Source organism: Burkholderia sp. Bp9099 (genome assembly GCF_003857805.1).
Lineage (GTDB): Bacteria > Pseudomonadota > Gammaproteobacteria > Burkholderiales > Burkholderiaceae > Burkholderia.
The window spans coordinates 1-16,444 of sequence record NZ_QTPU01000011.1; the positions used below are offsets into that span (position 1 = coordinate 1).

A 16,444-nucleotide genomic window follows, 5' to 3' on the forward strand; every position below is an offset into this window, starting at 1 on the left:
AACCAACCCTAACCCCAACCTCAAAACCGGACATTTCTATTTAGCTGGCGCCACGACATCTTGAAATGGCTACGACACTGGTGTGTAGTAGCTTTTTAGAAATGTCGTGTTCCAGCCATTTAGAAATGTCGCGTTTGGACCTCGGTAAGCTTGTCGGCCCCCGTCAGATCATGGAGCCGGCGATGCACCGAACAGCATTGGTGACATTGAACATGCGAGAACTCGACCGTCTGAAGGTGATCCAGGCTGTGGTGGATATGGGCTTGAAGCCCGGCCGTGCAGCCGAACGGCTGGGGCTGACAGTGCGGCAGATCGAACGCCTGGTGATCCGCTATCGGGAATCCGGCGCAGCTGGACTAGCTTCGCGTAAGCGTGGCGGTCCCGGCAACCGTCGCCTGGACCCATGGGCCGCCGACCGGGCTCTGTCGATCATCCGCGATCGCTATGCCGATTTCGGGCCGACGCTGGCCTGCGAGAAGCTCTGGGAGTGTCACGGCATTCGGCTAGCCAAGGAAACGGTCAGGAAGCTGATGACGGACGCTGGCTTGTGGATTCCGCGCCGACAGCGTCCGCCGAAGGTCTACCAGCCGCGAGCGCGGCGCTCTTGCCTCGGTGAACTGATCCAGATCGACGGCAGCGATCATCGGTGGTTCGAGGAACGGGCGCCGGCCTGCACGCTGCTGGTATACGTCGACGATGCGACGAGCCGGTTGATGATGCTGCACTTCACGCAGACCGAATCGACCTTCAGCTACTTCGAGGCGACGCGAGCGTATATCGAGTGCCATGGCAAACCGGGGGCGTTCTATAGCGACAAGTACAGCGTGTTCCGCAATTCGACGCCGGGCAAGACTGGTAATCGGGTAACGCACTTTGGCCGCGCGATGTACGAGCTGAACATCGATACGTTTTGCGCAAACAGCAGTCCGGCCAAGGGGCGAGTCGAGCGAGCACATCTGACGTTGCAGGATCGCTTGGTCAAGGAGATGCGGCTGCGTGGGATCAACACGGTGGCCGACGCCAACGCTTACGCGCCCTCCTTCATGGCCGCCTACAACACACGCTTCGCAAAGCCGCCGAAGAGCGACTTCAATGCACACCGATCGCTGCGCGCCGACGAGAATCTCGACTTGGTGATGACGTGGCGCGAGCCGCGGAAAGTGACGAAATCGCTCACGGTGCAGTACGACCGAGTGATGTATTTGCTGGACGATACGCCGGAGAATCGGAAGCTGATCGGTCGAACGATCGAGGTATGGGAGTACCCGGACGGGCGCATCGAACTCCGAACAGAGGGTCGCATGTTGCCCTGTAGACAGTACGACCGGCTGGCCGAGATCGATCAAGCTGCTGTTGTCGAACACAAGCGCCTGAGTCACGTGCTCCAGGTTGCGCAGACGATCCAGGCGCAACGCGATAACAGTCGAATCGGTAAAGCCCCATCTCGAACGCATCGTGGTGACGCGACGCGAACCAATCGAAACGAGGCTGAACCGGGCAAGAAGAAGCAACGCGAGATCACGCAGGCCGACATCGAGCATGTGATCGTGGATCTGGCGCACCGTCGGCAAACCGCAAAGCCGCCAAACAAACCTAGCCGTCGGTCTGCAAAAGCTGGAGAAACGAACGTGAGCGCCCTGCCCGTTCAGGCGCCGACCTTCGACACTGCGTAACGCTCAAAACGAGGAAAGAGACGCAGCCAACCAACCTTAAAACCGGACATTTCTATCTGGCTGGTGCCCCGACATCTTGAAATGGCTACGACACTGGTGCATTTGGCGGTGTTGCGTCCCGCGCCGAAGATCAGCCGCTTCAGCTCAACACTAAGGTTCTATCGGCATACTGCGGTCTCGTTAGAGTCATGAAGTCCATCAGCTCGTCTTCATGCCGTCCAGAGTCTTGACGCAGTTTGAGTTACCGATTGCCCCAACGGTTGGAAGCCATGCGCAACAGCGCTGCATTGGCAGCGCGCAAATCGAACAATTCCGCGTCGAAGCCGGACCCGATCCAGTTTCGGTAACGCTCTGCCTTTTCACTGTCCGGATCGTTGGATAGCGTATTCAGGAACGCCTCATAGCCGGATGGACCGCCAACGTCCTCCGGCGGACAAGCACGGGCGCCGCCAATGACTTGGGCTTCTCCCCAAGGTTGGCCCTCGATCGTTTCCATCTTCTCGACGACGACGCTGTGATTCCAGCCGTCCCCGAAGTCGTATCGGTAAACGAAGCGCGAACCTGGCTTCAGGACCGCCTGCAGACGAACCTTTCGGTCATCTGCAGTCGTGCCCGAGTCAGCAAAGTCCACCACATCATCGATCTCGAACATGGCGTAGGTCATGCCATCGATCAGGAAGTCGTGAAGATGCGTGTCTTCCCATCCGAAAGCTGCTTGCAGAATGTGATGCAGCTTGCGCAGCGATTCAGTTCCTTCGACTTCGATCTGACGCCAGACGGGCGGATCGATGTGCTGAAGCGCCACTTTGAGGGTGAAGCGCGGGAACGATTTCGGCATTCGATCTCCTCAGAACGCGAACCTGCACTATTATTGCCTCGCAATGGTCACCTGAAGCAAGCACTGTAGGATCGCCGACGCTGGAAGGGACGCGAAGCATCCGCGCATAGCAACCGCACTGCAGCCCGCCTCACCTCGATCAAATCGGCACTTCCGGCGGCGCCTGACGAAACAGCCGCGTAATCCAGCACAGATATACCAGCCCGAGCACGAACCACGCGATGCCGAGGACCAGTGCCGCCTTCTCGAGACTCACGAGCAGCCAGATATCGGACACCGCGCCGATCACCGGGAACACGAGCCCGCCGAACACCCCGATCCGGCGTTCGCCATGATTGCCCGACAGATACAGGCGAATCACGCACAGATTGACGGCCGTAAAGGCAAGGAACGCGCCGAAGTTGATGAACGACGTCGACGTGGCGACGTCCAGCTTCAGCGCGATCAGGCCGACCACGCCCGCCAGCGCGATGTTGATCGCCGGTGTCTTGAAGCGCGGGTGAATGAATCCGAATACGCGTTTCGGCAGGATTTCGTCGCGCCCCATCGCATAGAGGAGTCGGCCGACGCTCGCTTGCGCGGAAATCCCCGACGCGAATTGGGCGAGGATCAGACCCGCGAGGAATACGGTGACGAACACATCGCCGCCGATCATCTTCGCGACCTCGAACGCGGCTGAATCCGTGTCCTTGAATTCGACGCCCGGGTGCGCGAGCTGCATCGTGTATGCCGCTATCACGAAGATCGCCCCACCGATCAGCGCAATCAGCAAGATCGCACGCGGCATGTTCTTTTTCGGCTCGATCGTTTCCTCGGTCAGCGTCGACACCGCGTCGAAGCCGAGGTACGAATACGCAGCGATCGCGGCGCCCGCCATCGTCACGCCGAACGGCACGTGCGGCTTGAAGAACGGCTCCGCCATCGCGATGCCGCCCGGCCCGGCCGCGGCTGACGCGTAGTGCCAGCACAGCGCCACGAACATCACGACGATCGCGAGCTGCACGATCATCAGCACGATATTGAAGCGCGCAGCCAGTTCGATACCGACGATGTTCAAGCCGCTCGTCAATACGATGAACGCGACGATCCAGATCCAGGTCGGCACATGTGGAAAGGCGGCGTTCAGATATGCAGCGCCGATCAACCAGATCACCATCGGCAGGAAGAAATAGTCGAGCAGCGTCGCCCAGCCGATCATGAAGCCGAGGTGCGGGTTGAACGTCTTGCGCGTGTACGTATAGGCAGAACCTGCAGTCGGATAGAGCCTGGCGAGCTTGCCGTAGCTGAGCGCGGTGAACGCGATGGCGATCAGCGCAAGCAGATAGGCGAGCGCGGCCGTGTCGTCGCTGGCCTTGGCGAGCACGCCGTAGGTACCGTAGACGATCAGCGGCGCCATATAGGCGAGGCCGAACAGCAGCACGGACGGCAGGCCGAGCGTGCGCTTCAGGCTCGGCGATTCATGGGATGACGACGCTTGCATGTTATCTCCTGGACCTTCGGGGCCGATGCGAATGCCTGTGTGCCTTCGGCCGACATTTCGATTGAACGGGCACGCCCGGGCGACGCATGACGCCCGCGCGATGCCGTGAACGGACTGCGAAACCGGATTATTCGCCGCGCTGACAACGCGCTTCGATCATGAATGCGCGATGGCCGTCCGACTGCTCGAGCGGCGCGAGATCAAGCGCCACACGTGTGTCGTGCAGGTAGTTGTAGTGTTCGCGGCTCGCTTCGAGACGCGTGAGATCGAGGTTCGCCAGCACGACCGCCTCGTCCCTGCCCAGTTCCAGCGCGGTTTCGCCGAACGGATCGACGAGCGCGGAAAGGCCTGCGAACGTCAGATTGTCGTCGCCGGCCCCGCAACGGTTCACCATCACCGCGAACATCTGGTTTTCCATCGCGCGTGCCGCGATCGCGCGGCGATGCACCGGGCCGAACGGGTCCATGTTGCCGTTCGTGACGATCAGCAGATCGGCATCGAGCGCGCCGACGGCTCGCGCCGTTTCGGGAAATTCGATGTCGTAGCAGATCAGCAGACCGACCGTCAGGCCGTTCCAGATGCACGTCGCGAAGCGGTCACCCGGCGTGAAGACACCGACATCCGATGCCCACAGATGCGTCTTGCGATAGCGCAGCACAATGTCGCCCTGCTCGTCGACAAGTACCGTGGTGTTGTAAAACCGGTTGCCGTCGCGCTCGGCGAGGCCCACGGCGACAGCGACGCCCTTTTGTCGTGCCGCGTCGCGTACCGCGGATAATCCGGGGCCATCGAGCGTCTGTGCGACTTCGGCGACATTGTCCCGGGTCGGAAAGCCCGACAACGTCGTCTCGGGGAACACGATCAGTTTCGTGCCGCCTGCCACGTCGACGCGCCCGATCGTGTCGATCACCTTGCGCGTGTTGTGCGCGACGTCGCCGTCGATCAGCGAGAGTTGCGCGAGTTCTACCTGCATGAAAACCGTCTCCTTCCAATAGCCTTTCATCGGCGCGTCGTCTGCCCTGCCCTTCTGATACGACGCGCGGTCGAGCGAAACAGGCCGTGTACCCCTGCCTGTCGAAGTGAGGCCGATTATCGGGTTATTATTTTTGACCTGAAATTCCCCGCCAGGGTTACCCTCACCGGAGCACACGATGGACTTCGAATGGCGAGATCTCGCTTTTCATCGGGAGATTGGCTCGGCCATCGACGCCCTCGATGGCCCGCATTTCTGGGCACGCCTCACGCGTGTGCTCGAGCGGCATCTCGAGTTCGACAACTGGGTCGCGCTGCGTTTCGCACGCGCCGCGCCGCCTCTCGTGCTTGGCGAGCAGGCCATGCCCGACGGCAAGGTCGACCTGATGTTTCAGGACTATCTGGCCGCTCTCTATCAACTCGATCCGTTCTATCTCGCCGCGTTCGAAACGCAGGCGTCGGGCTTCTACACGCTCGCCGACGTCGCGCCGGACAATTTCCGGATGACCGAGTACTACCAGCGGTACTTCAGGAAAAACATCGTCGGCGACGAAGTGCATTTCAACGTCATGATCGATCGCGATCACACATTGGGCTTTTCGCTCGGCAAGATGAGCAAGTACGACGATCGCGAGATTGCGTTGCTCACGCTGTACACGCCCTGGGTCCTGTCGTTGATGCAGCAGCGCTTGCGCTTCGAGACGTTCGCGATCAAGGATGCGCCGCGCGTGACCGAAGGCGAAGCGCCCGACCCGCAGGCGCGCTTCGGGATGCTGACCGGAAAGAGCGGGCGCGGCGCGTTGACCACGCGCGAAATCGAAGTCGCGATGCTGTCATTGAGCGGATTTTCGTCTCGCGCGATCGGGGAAAAGCTGTCGATTTCGTTCGAGACCGTGCGTGCGCACAAGAAGCACATTTACGCGAAGCTTGGTGTCGGATCGCAATCCGAATTGTTCGCGATGTTCTACGATCGGGGCAGATCCGGCGAATCTGCGTGATTCGCGTCTCGGTGTCACGGCACGAATACCGGCAGGCGCGCTGCCGCTTCAGGTTTCGCCGGTGAGCATGGAATCACGTGCATCCAGATTGATGCCGGAGATTCGTGATGGACGCGAATTCCGGCTCCCGGGATAAATGGCATTGCCTTGCCATGCATTTTTGAACCGGGCAATCCTGTCACGACGCGGCGCCGCTCGATCGACTACGCCGACGGTGTCTGCCGTCTTGAAACCGTTCGAATCCGCGCCTTGCCCCGTTGCTGCCGGTGCCATTACACCGCCCCATCCCCGGCTCCTTTATGCCGCCCATCGACACGCCGAGTCGGCAATGCGGCGAGCCCGCGCACCGCCGCCGCGTTCTCGGCGCCATCGTCGCTGCGGCCGGTGATCTCATCCAGCGCCCGGTTGTTGGTGTACGGCCCGAACACACCGATCGACACCATCACGATCAGCATGCTGCCGCCGATCAGCACGAACACTGCGGACACCCCGGCGCGCTCGAGCAGCAGCGCGACGATGAAGCTGCTCGCGATTCCGGTCAGGCGGCCGATCGAATGCACGAAGCCGAGCGCGCGCCCGCGGATCTCGGTCGGAAACACTTCCGACTGGTACGCGGTGCCGTTGCTCGCGAGCACCGTGTTGGACAGCGTGACGAGCAGGCCGAACGCGATCACGAATGGTGCCTGCGCCGACATCGCGAACGCGGTGCCGAACAGCGCGACGCCGAACGCCGACGCGACGATCAGCCACTTGCGCTCGATGCGGTCAGCGAGCACGCCGGCAACGAACGGCGACACCGGATACGCGAACGCGATCACGAACGCATACCAGAGGCTCTTCGTGACGCTCGCGCCCTGCGCGGCCAGCAGCGTCGGCAGCCACTGGCTGAAGCCGAAGAAGCCGATGCTCAGGAATGCGTTGAATACGATCAGCATCGCCGTGCGGCCGCGATGCCGCGCATCCCACATCGACGGCGCGCGCCGCGCGGCCGGCGTTGCGACAGCCGGCATCCGGACCGCAGGCAGCGGCCGGCCGGATTCCCGCTCGACCGCCTGCTCGAGCCGCTGGAGCACGGCTTCGGCGTCGGCCTCGCGGCCGGTGCTGGCAAGCCAGCGCGGCGACTCCGGCAGCCGCGACTGCAGCCACCAGACGACGACCGCGCCGCTGCCGCCGAGCAGCACGACCCAGCGCCACCCGGACACCCCGAGCGGATCGCGCGGCACCCATAGCCACGACACCAGCGCGAGCACCGGCATCGCGAGATAGCCGATCGCGAAGCACAGCGCGAACGCACGCCCGCGCACTGCTTTCGGCACCAGCTCGGTCAGGAACGCGCCGATCGTGATCAGCTCCGCGCCGATGCCGCAGCCCGCGACGAAGCGGCATACGAGAATGCCGAGCGCATGCGTCTGCACGCACATCGCAAGGCTTGCCGCCGTGTAGAGCAGCAGCGCACCGGTGAACAGCGCGCGCCGTCCGATGCGGTCCGCGAGGCGCGACACGAACATCTCGCCGACAAACAGCCCGGCGAACGTCGCCGCGCCGAGTGCGCCCTGGTCCGACATGCCGAGCACGCCGTGCGAGCCCGCGTGAAAGATGCCGTCGCGGATCAGCCCGGGCGGCAGGTAGGTCATCTGGAACAGGTCGTAGATCTCGAAAAAACCGCCGACGCTCAGGAACATCACGAGCGTCCAGATGCTGGCCGTCGCGGGCAGGCGGTCGATGCGCGCGGCGATCGACGCCGCATGGGAATGGGACATGGCGATTCCTCGGTGATCCGCCCGCGCGGTCTGCGCGAAGCGGCGGACAGGGCGCCGGCGCGGGTGCGCGCGGCGCCGGCGTTCATACGGTGGCGACCGGATTGACCGGCGACCCGACGAGCCCGCGCAGGTGCAGCGGCGGCGCGGTCAGCAGGAAGCGGTTGCGCCGATGCGCGCGCAGCCAGTCGGCGAGCGGCGTCAGATGCCACAGCTCGCCGAGATGAATGCCGAGCTTGAACAGGCACAGCTCGTGCAGCGGCATCAGCGCGCCGGGCCGCTCGCGCGCCGACGCATGGCGCGGGCGCTCCTCGACCGCATGGTTGTCCGCCGCGAGCGCGGCGAGCCCCGATGCGTCGATCCATTCGAGCAGGCGCGGATCGTTGCCGTCGAGCACGCAGCACACGTCCGGCGCGGCGGGCTCGCCGAGCGCGTCGGCTTCGATCAGGCGATCGGCGAAGCCCGTATGCACGCATACGATGTCGCCGCGCTCGACGACCACATCGTCCGCGCGCAGTACCGACATCCATTCCGCGTAGCCGATCTTGCGCCGCTCGTCGCCGAAGTGGCGGCGCAGGTCGACCATCACGCCGCGCCCCTGCACGCCGGTTTGCGCCATCACCTCGATGCCGAGCGCGCGCGCACCGCCGCGCGGCGCACCCGCTTCGGGCACCCGGATGTGCTCGTCCATCCGGTAGCCGTTGTAGAACACGCGGGCGCGCTCGCCGTTGCCCGCCGGATCGAACAGCGAGCCGACGTGCGACAGTGCATCCCACTGCGTCGAGAACTGCGAGTGCATGCAGAACGAATCGTCGCAAACCACATCGGTTGCGTTGGCAACCTGTTCGTCCGCCCGATAGCCGAAGTACGGCTTGTCGCCGTGCAGCGCCGGCATGATCGCCGGCGGCCGGCGCCGCGCGTTCAGTCCGCCGCCGCGCGGCACGTCGAGCGGCAGGCTCAGCGAGAACACGCGGCCTTCACGCACCTCCGCGACGCCGCGCAGCACCGCGTCGGGCGTCAGCCAGTTCAAGCGCCCTTTCTGATCGTCAGGGCCGAAATCCCCCCAGTTCGAGCCGGGCGGCCGATGGGTCCAGCGTGGCTTCATGGTGTCTCCTCCATGCAATGTCCAGGGTGCGGCGGCCGTCGTTCGCGGCCGCCTCGCACGGCGCGCCTAGCGCGTGCGGATCACGCCCAGCCCGGCGAGCCGCTCGTATTCGCGTTCGCCGAGCAGCGGCAGCAGGATCTCGCGATTGTTCTCGCCGAGTGCTGGTGCAGGCCGGCGGAACGCGCCGGGCGTGGCCGACAGGCGCGGCGTGATGTTGTGCATCGGCAGGCTGCCGACGTCGTCGTCCGGCAGCTCGACGAGGGCCTCGCGCTCGATCACGTAGTGATCCTGAACGATCTGCGCGATGTCCTGGATCGGCCCGACCGTCACGCCTGCTTCCTCGAAGAACGCGAGATTGGCATCGAGATCGCGCACGGCGATGAATTCGCCGACGATCGCATCGAGCGCCTCCGCGTGCTGCACGCGCTGCACGTTGGTCGCGTAGCGCGGATCGTCGATCAGGTCCGCTCGGCCGATCGCGCGGAACAGCCGCTCGGCCATCGCCTGCGTCGAGCTCGACAGGCACAGCCACTTGCCGTCGCGCGTGCGATACGCGTTGCGCGGCGCGGTGTTCGACGAGCGGCTGCCGGTGCGCGCCTTGATCTCGCCGGTCATCACGTAGTTCGCTGCAGCCGGCCCGAGGATCGACAGCAGCGGCTCGAACAGCGACACGTCGATCACCTGCCCCGCCGCGCCGTGCGCGGCGCGCGCATGCAGCGCGACCAGCACGGCGATCGCGCCGGACAACCCGGCCGTCATGTCGCCGAGGAACATCGGCGGCAACACCGGCTCGCGATCGGCGAAGCCGTTGATCGCCGCGAACCCCGCATACCCTTCCGCGAGCGTGCCGAAGCCCGGCTTGTGGCGGTACGGCCCCGTCTGCCCCCAGCCGGAGATCCGCGCGATCACCAGCTCGGGACGGATCGCGAGCAGGTCGTCCGGGCCGAGCCCCATCTTTTCGGCGACGCCGGGCTTGAAGCTCTCGACGAACACGTCCGCGTCGCGCACCAGCCGGCGGACGATGTCGATCCCCTCGGGCGCGCGCAGGTCGACGCACACGCTGCGCTTGTTGCGTCCGTACACCTTCCAGTTCGTGCTGATCCCGCCCGCGCCGACCGCGCGCAGCGTATCGCCGCGCTCGCTCTCGACCTTGACGACATCCGCCCCGAAATCGGCGAGCTGCACGCTCAGCATGTTGCCCGCCATCAGGCGCGACAGATCGACGACGCGCACGCCCGCGAGCGGCCCCCGCGCGCCGGCGTCGAACGGTTTCGGATGGATCGGGCCGGTGGACGCGCGACGGCGCGCGCCGGCCGCGTGAGCGGCCTGCGGGTCGGGAACGAACATGCTGGTCTCCTGGTTGGTGGGTGAGTCGTTCGATGCGGACTTCGAAGTGCGCGCGCTCGGCCGCGCGCCGGCGCTACTCGAGCAGCGCGCCGAGCTGGTCGGCTGCGCGAAACGCCGCGCCCGCGGCGGGCAGATCGCCGCCCAGCGCACGCGTCAGCTCGGCGGCGGCCGCCTGCACGCGCGGCAGGTAGTCGGCCAGCACCTTCTTGTTGAAGCGATAGCGCGGCACGCCGAGCGAGATCGCGCCGCTCAGCACGCGTCCGACGCCGAACGCCGGGCACGCGATCGCCGCGCTTTCCGGGTCGCGCTCGGCGATCGACACCGCGTAGCCCTGCTCGGCCGTCTTCTCGTAGTCGCCGCCGCGCGTGCCGCTGAACGCGAGCAGCACGCGCCCGGCCGCGCCGACGTCGAGCGGAAAGCGGTCGCCTTCGCGCAGGTGCGTGCGCACCGAGCGCTGCGCCTGGATGCGGAACAGGCACACACGCTGATCCCCTTCGCGCACGTAGAACGCGGCCGTCTCACCGGTTTCCGCCGACAGCGTCGACAGGATCGGCATCACGTACTCGCGCAGCTGAAACGACTCGCGATACATCATCCCGAGCTGGAACACGGCGGGCCCCAGCACGTAGCGCCCATCCGGCAGGCGCTTGATGAAGCGGAACTGCTCGAGCGACTCGAACATCCGCAACAGCGTGCTCATGTTGAGCCCCGTTTCCTCGCTGACCTGCGCGAGCATCAGCCCGCCGGGCGCGTTGCCGAACGCCAGCAGCGCGGTCAGCGCGCGGTTGACCGCGGCCACGCCGCCCTCTGCGGGATTGCTTGTCTCCATCTTGCTCATGTCCACCTCGTGCGATGCCGGCCGAGTCGTGCTGCTGCGGCCGGCATCTAAAAATGAAAGTTGCTTTCATTATACGCAGATCGTCGACGACAGCAACATGAATCAACACAGATTCACTCGCTCGTAATTTCCGAAAATCCCCTTGAAAACTAGGCGTTAACGATAATCTTGACGAATGCCATCATCCGCCACAAAAATGAAAGCGGCTTTCATTTTCGTGGATCATCGATGGAATTCTCGTCTCAACCGGTCTGGCGCTCGCTGCTGTACGTCCCCGCCCACGTCCCCCGTTTCGTCGCTTCGGCTGCCGCGAGCGACGCCGATGCCCTGATCCTCGATCTCGAGGACAGCGTCCCGCCAGCATGCAAGGAGGCCGCCCGCGACGGGCTGGCCGATGCCGTGCCGGCGTTGCGCGCGCCGGGCCGCGACGTGCTGGTGCGCGCCAACGGCCCGCTCGACCTGCTGGTGCCAGACCTGCGCGCGGCCGTCCGGGCCGGCGTGGACGGCGTCGTGCTGCCGAAGGTGCGCGGCGGCTCGCACGTCGAGGCGATCGACGAACTGCTGGCCGCGCTCGAAGAGGAAAGCGGCGCGCCGCCGGGCCGCACGCGGATCGTCGCGATCGTCGAAACGCCGCGCGCGTTCCAGGCGATGGACCGGATCGCGCAGGCATCGCCGCGCGTCGTCGCGATGATGCTGGGCGGCGGCGACTTCGCGCTGAACTGCGAAAGCGCCGCGAGCGCCGACGTGCTGCGCGTGCCGAAGCAACTGCTGATCATCGCCGCGCGCGCCGCCGGCGTCCTGCCGCTCGGCCTCATCGGCGGCCTCGACGAGCTACGCGATCTCGACGCGTTCGAGCGCGTCGCGCGCGCGTCCGCGGAGCTCGGCTATGCGGGCGCGACCTGCGTCCATCCGCTGCAGGTCGGCGCGCTCAACCGCGCGTTCCGTCCCGACGAAGACGCGGTGCGCGACGCGAATGCGGTGCTGGCCGCCTACGACGACGCGCGCGCGAACGGGCGCGGCGCGCTGCGCGTCGACGGCAGGATGGTCGACGCGCCCGGCGTCGCCCGCGCGAAGCGCGTGCTCGCGCGTCACGCGGCCGTGCAGGCGCGTGACGACGGCGCGCCCCGGTGATGCACGCGCCGCCCTGCATCGCCGTGCTTCACCCCGGCACATGCGCACGTCGCGCGTGCGTCCCGCCGCGACGCAGCCGGTTCGCTGCCCGGCCCGGATAGCGCCGCCCGCAGCACCGCCGCGCCGCTCGACCAGCGCGGCGCCGCAATCAAACAAACAACAAACCCTCGAAGGAGACTAGCCATGGGCAAGCGAATGTCCGCATTGTGCGGACTGGGCCTCGTATCGGCCGGCGCCTGCGCGCAAACCACGATCACGCTGTACGGCGTGGCCGACGTCTATACGGAATTCCTCACCCACCAGGCCGCGCCCGGCGACAAGTCGTCGGCATCGCTCGTGCGGATGGCGTCGGGCGGCAAGAGCGGCTCGCGCTGGGGCCTGAAGGGCGTCGAGGATCTCGGCGGCAGCTGGCAGGCCGCATTCCGGCTCGAAAGCGGCATCAACCTGAACAACGGTACCGGCACCGGCGCGGGCGGCTTCGACCGCTCCGCGTGGATCGGGCTGCAGCACGAGCGCTGGGGCACGCTGCGGCTCGGCCACCAGTATTCGACGCTGTTCGACGTCATGGAGCGCTATTCTCCGACGGGCGCGTACTCGACGCTGTACGAGCCGGCCGGCGCGATCGTCGGCGTCAACTTCCGCGAGAACAACGTCGCCAAGTACCTGGCGAAGATCGGCTCGCTGACGCTCGAAACGCACTATTCGTTCGGCGGCACGCCCGGCGCGTTCCAGGCGAATGCCGCCTACGGCGCCGGCTTCGATTATGCCGGCGCCGCATTCTCGTTCGCCGCCGCATTCGACAACGTCAACACGCCGCAGCCTGGCGGCTTCGCGCATTTCCGCCGCTACGCCGCCGCCGCGATCGTGTCCGTCGACCGCGCGCAGCTGCTGGCCGGCGTCACGCACGGACAGAGCGGCGTCGCCACGCGGTCGGTCGTGACGAACTACACGTTCTGGTGGGCGGGCGTGCGCTACATGATCACCCCTTACCTGCAGGCGCTCGGCGCGTTCTATTACGAGGACATCCGTGCGCAGAATCCGCCGGACGCGCAGGCGAGCGCACCGCACCCGGCCAACCCGCAGCAGGTCACGCTGCAGCTGAACTACTTGCTGTCGAAATCCGTCACGCTGTACCTCGCGGGCGGCTACGCGCGCCGCGCCGCGCTCGATTTCGACAACTACAACTACAACTTCCTCCACTACACGCTGGCCGCCGACCGCGCCGGCAGCGCGGGCGTGGCGCTCGGCCTGCGCAAGCTGTTCTGAGCCTGCCTCTCTCGCCCTTTCAGGAACCTTCGGAGTCTTCAAACCATGAACCGCCGCCACTTTCTTTCCACGCTGACCGGCGCCGCGCTCGCGCTACCACTCGCCCGTGCCCGCGCCGTCTCGCTGCCGGCGGCCGCCGGCCGCCCCGATCTCGCGCAACAGCTCGCCGACTACGCGGCCGGGCTGCAGTATCGCGACCTCGACGCCGCGACGATCGAGACGATCAAGGCGCATCTGATCGACGCGCTCGGCTGCGCGATCGCCGCGCACGACGAACGCCCGGTGCGGATCGCGCGCGACGCGGCGCTCGCGTCGCCGGACGGCGTGTCGACGATCGTCGGCACGAACCGACGCACGAGCCCCGATCTCGCCGCGTTCGCGACCGGCACCGCGCTGCGCTACTACGATTTCAACGACGCGTACGCCGGCAAGGAAACCGGCCATCCGAGCGACAACATGTCCGCGTGCCTCGCCGTCGCCGAAGCGCAGCATGCGAGCGGCCACGACCTGATCCTGTCGATCGCGATCGCGTACGAGATCGCGTGCCGGCTGATGGATGCCGCCGCGATCAGCCCGCGCGGCTGGGACCACACGTGCTACAGCCTGCCCGCCGTCGCGCTCGCCGCCGGCAAGCTGATGCGCATGCCCGCGCCGCAACTGGTGCAGGCGGTCAACCTGTCGATCAACAGCCATCTCGCGCTGAACCAGACGCGCGTCCAGCAGCTGTCGAACTGGAAGGCGCTCGCCGATGCGGACGCGGCGCGCAACGCGGTGTTCTCGACGCAGCTCGCGCGCGCGGGGCTGACCGGCCCCGCGCCGATCTTCGAAGGCATGGCGGGGTTCTTTCCGCAGGTGTCCGGGCCGTTCGCCGTCGACACGCGCGAATTCGGCGGGCGCGACGGCGCGTTCCGGATCGGCAAGTGCTTCGTGAAGTTCTATCCCGCGCAAGGACTCACCCAAACCGCGATTCCGGCCGCGCTCGACGTCGCAGCGCAGGTCGGCGACCTGCGCCGCATCCGACGCATCGAGATCCACACCACCGCGGTCGGCTACGTGACCGCCGGCCGCGACCGCGAAAAATGGGCGCCGTCGACCCACGAGACCGCCGATCACAGCCTGCCGTACATCGTCGCGCGCGCGATGCTCGACGGTGACATCACGACCGAGAGCTACCGGCACGACGCGCTGCACGATCCGGCGCTGCGCGCGCTGATCGAGCGGGTCACGGTGCAGGAGGACCCGGCGCTGACCGCCCGCTATCCGGCGCAGGCGCCGAACCGGGTGACGGCCGTGTGCGAAGACGGCACGACCTGCGCGAAGCAGGTGGACGAGCTGCCCGGCTCGCCGACGCGGCCGATGCGGCGCGACGACTACGAGGCGAAGTTCGCGAAGAACTGCCGGCGGCACTGGAGCCCGACGCAGATCCGCGCGGCGCTCGATTACCTGTGGCGGCTCGACGAGCAGCCCGACGTCGCGACGCTGCCGCCGCTGCTCGTCGTAGGCTGAGCCGCGTGACCGAACCCTAAGCCTCCGCCGCGACGCCATGCCGCTCGAGCGCTTGCGCGACCTCGACGATGCGACCGCGCAGCCACGCGTGCGCGTCCTGCCGAGCCTTTACCTGCAGCAGACGCGCGGCGCGAGCGCGCTGCGTGCCGGCTTCGAGCTGTTTCCGCTTAGATGGAAGCCGACGGAAACCTTCGAGACGGGCATCCTGAAGACACTCGACCGGTACCTGTAGACGTTCGGACAGCATTCGGCATCGGCCGCGGGCAGGGTCAGGCGCGGCCGCGCGGCGACGTCGCGTGCCGGCGTCGTCGAAATGCAGAAACTTAATACTGATTCCGATCGACCCATCAAGGCAACGACAACCCATCAATTGGTATTGTCGTTCGCTTCGAAATGTAGCTGCGATCGAGCTCCCCGACCGAGCGGCAACCGATGAGGGCGAGCGTCCGGTCTGTTTCCCGTTTGATCATCTCGATGACGTCGCTCACGCCGATTTCCCCTCTGGCTGCCAACCCGTATAACGTGGCGCGCCCGAGCATCACGGCATGTGCCCCCAAGGCGATCGCCTTGACGACGTCAGCTCCTGTCCGTATCCCACTGTCGAGAATGACAGTCGTTCCCGAGGTGCGCTCGACAATATCCGGCAGCACATCGGCTGTCGCGGGCAGGTCGGCGAGCTGCCGGCCGCCGTGGTTCGAAACGATCACGCCGTCCGCGCCGAGTTCGACGCACCGCGCGGCATCGTCGGCCGTCACGATGCCCTTGACTAGGAGTTTGCCAGGCCATTCGTCCCGCAAACGGCGCAGGTCGTCCCAACTGAAGCTCGCATCCATCTGTCTGCGAAGAATCGCTGCCTGGGAGGCCGTGTCCGATGCCTCGTCCGTAGCGAAATTTCTCAACTCCGGCATGCCGTGCATCAGATAGGACCAAAGCCAACGCGGGTGCGACAGTCCATCGACGGCCGCGCGCGCACTTGCCTTGAACGGCATGGCAAAGCCGTTGCGAAGATCGCGTTGGCGAAAACCGTTGACCGCTACATCGGTGGTGAGGATCAAGGTCGAATAGCGAGCCGCGCGGGCACGATTGACCAGGCTCTTCGCGAGGTTGCGATGAACCACATACAGTTGAAACCACAGTTCTCCGTCGGCTCCTTTTGCCACCTCTTCGATGGACATGTTGGAAGCCGTCGATAGCGCAAAGGGAATACCGGCCTTGGCCGCCGCACGCGCAAGTGCGAGGTCGCCCTTGGGCCAGAATGCGCTATTGAGACCCGTTGGTGCGATCACCAGCGGTGATGGAATCCGCTGGCCTAAAAGTTCCACCGACTGCTCTCGTATGCTGACATCCGACAGCCGGCGCGGCAACAACTGCAATTTATCGAACGCCGAACGGTTGTGCCTCAGTCCCGATTCATCGTCCGCCGCGCCTTCCAGGTAGTCGAACACCATTCGTGGCAGCCGCCGTCTGGCTTCGTCACGATAGTCGCTGACGGAGAAAATGCCGGGAAATCCTGTTGTCATGATTGACGTACTG

15 protein-coding genes are annotated in these 16,444 nt (G+C 65.7%); 6 read left to right on the plus strand and 9 right to left on the minus strand.

Features of this window, described 5'->3' with window-relative positions; all coding sequences use genetic code 11:
- Nucleotides 1-182 precede the first annotated feature (182 nt).
- Nucleotides 183-1,673 carry an ISNCY family transposase gene (locus tag DIE17_RS14085; RefSeq protein WP_124921085.1) on the plus strand — a complete coding sequence of 497 codons (1,491 nt, stop codon included), beginning with the start codon at nucleotides 183-185 and terminating at the stop codon, nucleotides 1,671-1,673.
- A 241-nt stretch (nucleotides 1,674-1,914) separates the two neighbouring features.
- On the opposite strand, the gene DIE17_RS14090 is transcribed toward DIE17_RS14085, so the two are convergent.
- The 3 genes from DIE17_RS14090 to DIE17_RS14100 all read right to left on the minus strand — a co-directional run bounded on the left by DIE17_RS14090 (nucleotide 1,915) and on the right by DIE17_RS14100 (nucleotide 4,964).
- Nucleotides 1,915-2,511 carry a plasmid pRiA4b ORF-3 family protein gene (locus DIE17_RS14090; RefSeq protein WP_124484802.1) on the minus strand — a complete coding sequence of 199 codons (597 nt, stop codon included), beginning with the start codon at nucleotides 2,509-2,511 and terminating at the stop codon, nucleotides 1,915-1,917.
- Between the two features lie 139 nt (nucleotides 2,512-2,650).
- Nucleotides 2,651-3,991, minus strand: coding sequence for an APC family permease (locus tag DIE17_RS14095; RefSeq protein ID WP_124666847.1), 1,341 nt, complete (start codon nucleotides 3,989-3,991; stop codon nucleotides 2,651-2,653).
- 127 nt (nucleotides 3,992-4,118) lie between these two features.
- Nucleotides 4,119-4,964, minus strand: a complete 846-nt coding sequence (locus DIE17_RS14100; protein WP_124666846.1) for a carbon-nitrogen hydrolase family protein — start codon at nucleotides 4,962-4,964, stop codon at nucleotides 4,119-4,121.
- 178 nt (nucleotides 4,965-5,142) lie between these two features.
- Here DIE17_RS14100 and DIE17_RS14105 point away from each other — a divergent pair, with 178 nt between their 5' ends.
- Nucleotides 5,143-5,961 (plus strand): response regulator transcription factor, encoded by an 819-nt coding sequence (locus DIE17_RS14105; protein WP_124666845.1) that lies wholly within the window; start codon nucleotides 5,143-5,145, stop codon nucleotides 5,959-5,961.
- Between the two features lie 48 nt (nucleotides 5,962-6,009).
- Here the strand turns inward: DIE17_RS14105 and DIE17_RS14110 are convergent, their stop codons facing one another.
- The 5 genes from DIE17_RS14110 to DIE17_RS14130 form a co-directional block, all read right to left on the minus strand.
- Nucleotides 6,010-6,234, minus strand: coding sequence for a hypothetical protein (locus DIE17_RS14110; protein WP_124666844.1), 225 nt, complete (start codon nucleotides 6,232-6,234; stop codon nucleotides 6,010-6,012).
- A complete protein-coding gene (locus DIE17_RS14115; protein WP_124666843.1) occupies nucleotides 6,234-7,721 on the minus strand; it encodes an MFS transporter in 1,488 nt (495 codons plus the stop codon). The genes DIE17_RS14110 and DIE17_RS14115 overlap by 1 nt, the downstream gene beginning before the upstream one ends.
- 82 nt (nucleotides 7,722-7,803) lie before the next feature.
- On the minus strand, nucleotides 7,804-8,823 hold the full coding sequence (locus tag DIE17_RS14120) for a cyclase family protein (protein WP_124666842.1): 1,020 nt from the start codon (nucleotides 8,821-8,823) through the stop codon (nucleotides 7,804-7,806).
- Between the two features lie 66 nt (nucleotides 8,824-8,889).
- Nucleotides 8,890-10,170, minus strand: a complete 1,281-nt coding sequence (locus DIE17_RS14125) for a CaiB/BaiF CoA-transferase family protein (protein ID WP_124484796.1) — start codon at nucleotides 10,168-10,170, stop codon at nucleotides 8,890-8,892.
- A gap of 73 nt (nucleotides 10,171-10,243) precedes the next feature.
- Nucleotides 10,244-11,008 carry an IclR family transcriptional regulator gene (locus tag DIE17_RS14130; protein ID WP_185500287.1) on the minus strand — a complete coding sequence of 255 codons (765 nt, stop codon included), beginning with the start codon at nucleotides 11,006-11,008 and terminating at the stop codon, nucleotides 10,244-10,246.
- Nucleotides 11,009-11,236: 228 nt separating this feature from the next.
- Between DIE17_RS14130 and DIE17_RS14135 the strand changes: the two genes are divergently transcribed.
- The 4 genes from DIE17_RS14135 to DIE17_RS37425 all read left to right on the plus strand — a co-directional run bounded on the left by DIE17_RS14135 (nucleotide 11,237) and on the right by DIE17_RS37425 (nucleotide 15,143).
- Entirely contained in the window at nucleotides 11,237-12,139 is a 903-nt protein-coding gene (locus DIE17_RS14135) for a CoA ester lyase (RefSeq protein WP_124666841.1), read from the plus strand.
- A gap of 183 nt (nucleotides 12,140-12,322) precedes the next feature.
- Complete coding sequence (locus DIE17_RS14140; RefSeq protein ID WP_124666840.1) at nucleotides 12,323-13,405, plus strand: porin; 1,083 nt, start codon at nucleotides 12,323-12,325, stop codon at nucleotides 13,403-13,405.
- 45 nt (nucleotides 13,406-13,450) lie between these two features.
- Nucleotides 13,451-14,911, plus strand: coding sequence for an MmgE/PrpD family protein (locus DIE17_RS14145; protein ID WP_124666839.1), 1,461 nt, complete (start codon nucleotides 13,451-13,453; stop codon nucleotides 14,909-14,911).
- A gap of 37 nt (nucleotides 14,912-14,948) precedes the next feature.
- A complete protein-coding gene (locus tag DIE17_RS37425) occupies nucleotides 14,949-15,143 on the plus strand; it encodes a hypothetical protein (RefSeq protein ID WP_185733767.1) in 195 nt (64 codons plus the stop codon).
- A gap of 115 nt (nucleotides 15,144-15,258) precedes the next feature.
- On the opposite strand, the gene DIE17_RS14155 is transcribed toward DIE17_RS37425, so the two are convergent.
- Complete coding sequence (locus tag DIE17_RS14155) at nucleotides 15,259-16,431, minus strand: alpha-hydroxy-acid oxidizing protein (RefSeq protein ID WP_124666837.1); 1,173 nt, start codon at nucleotides 16,429-16,431, stop codon at nucleotides 15,259-15,261.
- Between the last annotated feature and the right edge of the window lie 13 nt (nucleotides 16,432-16,444).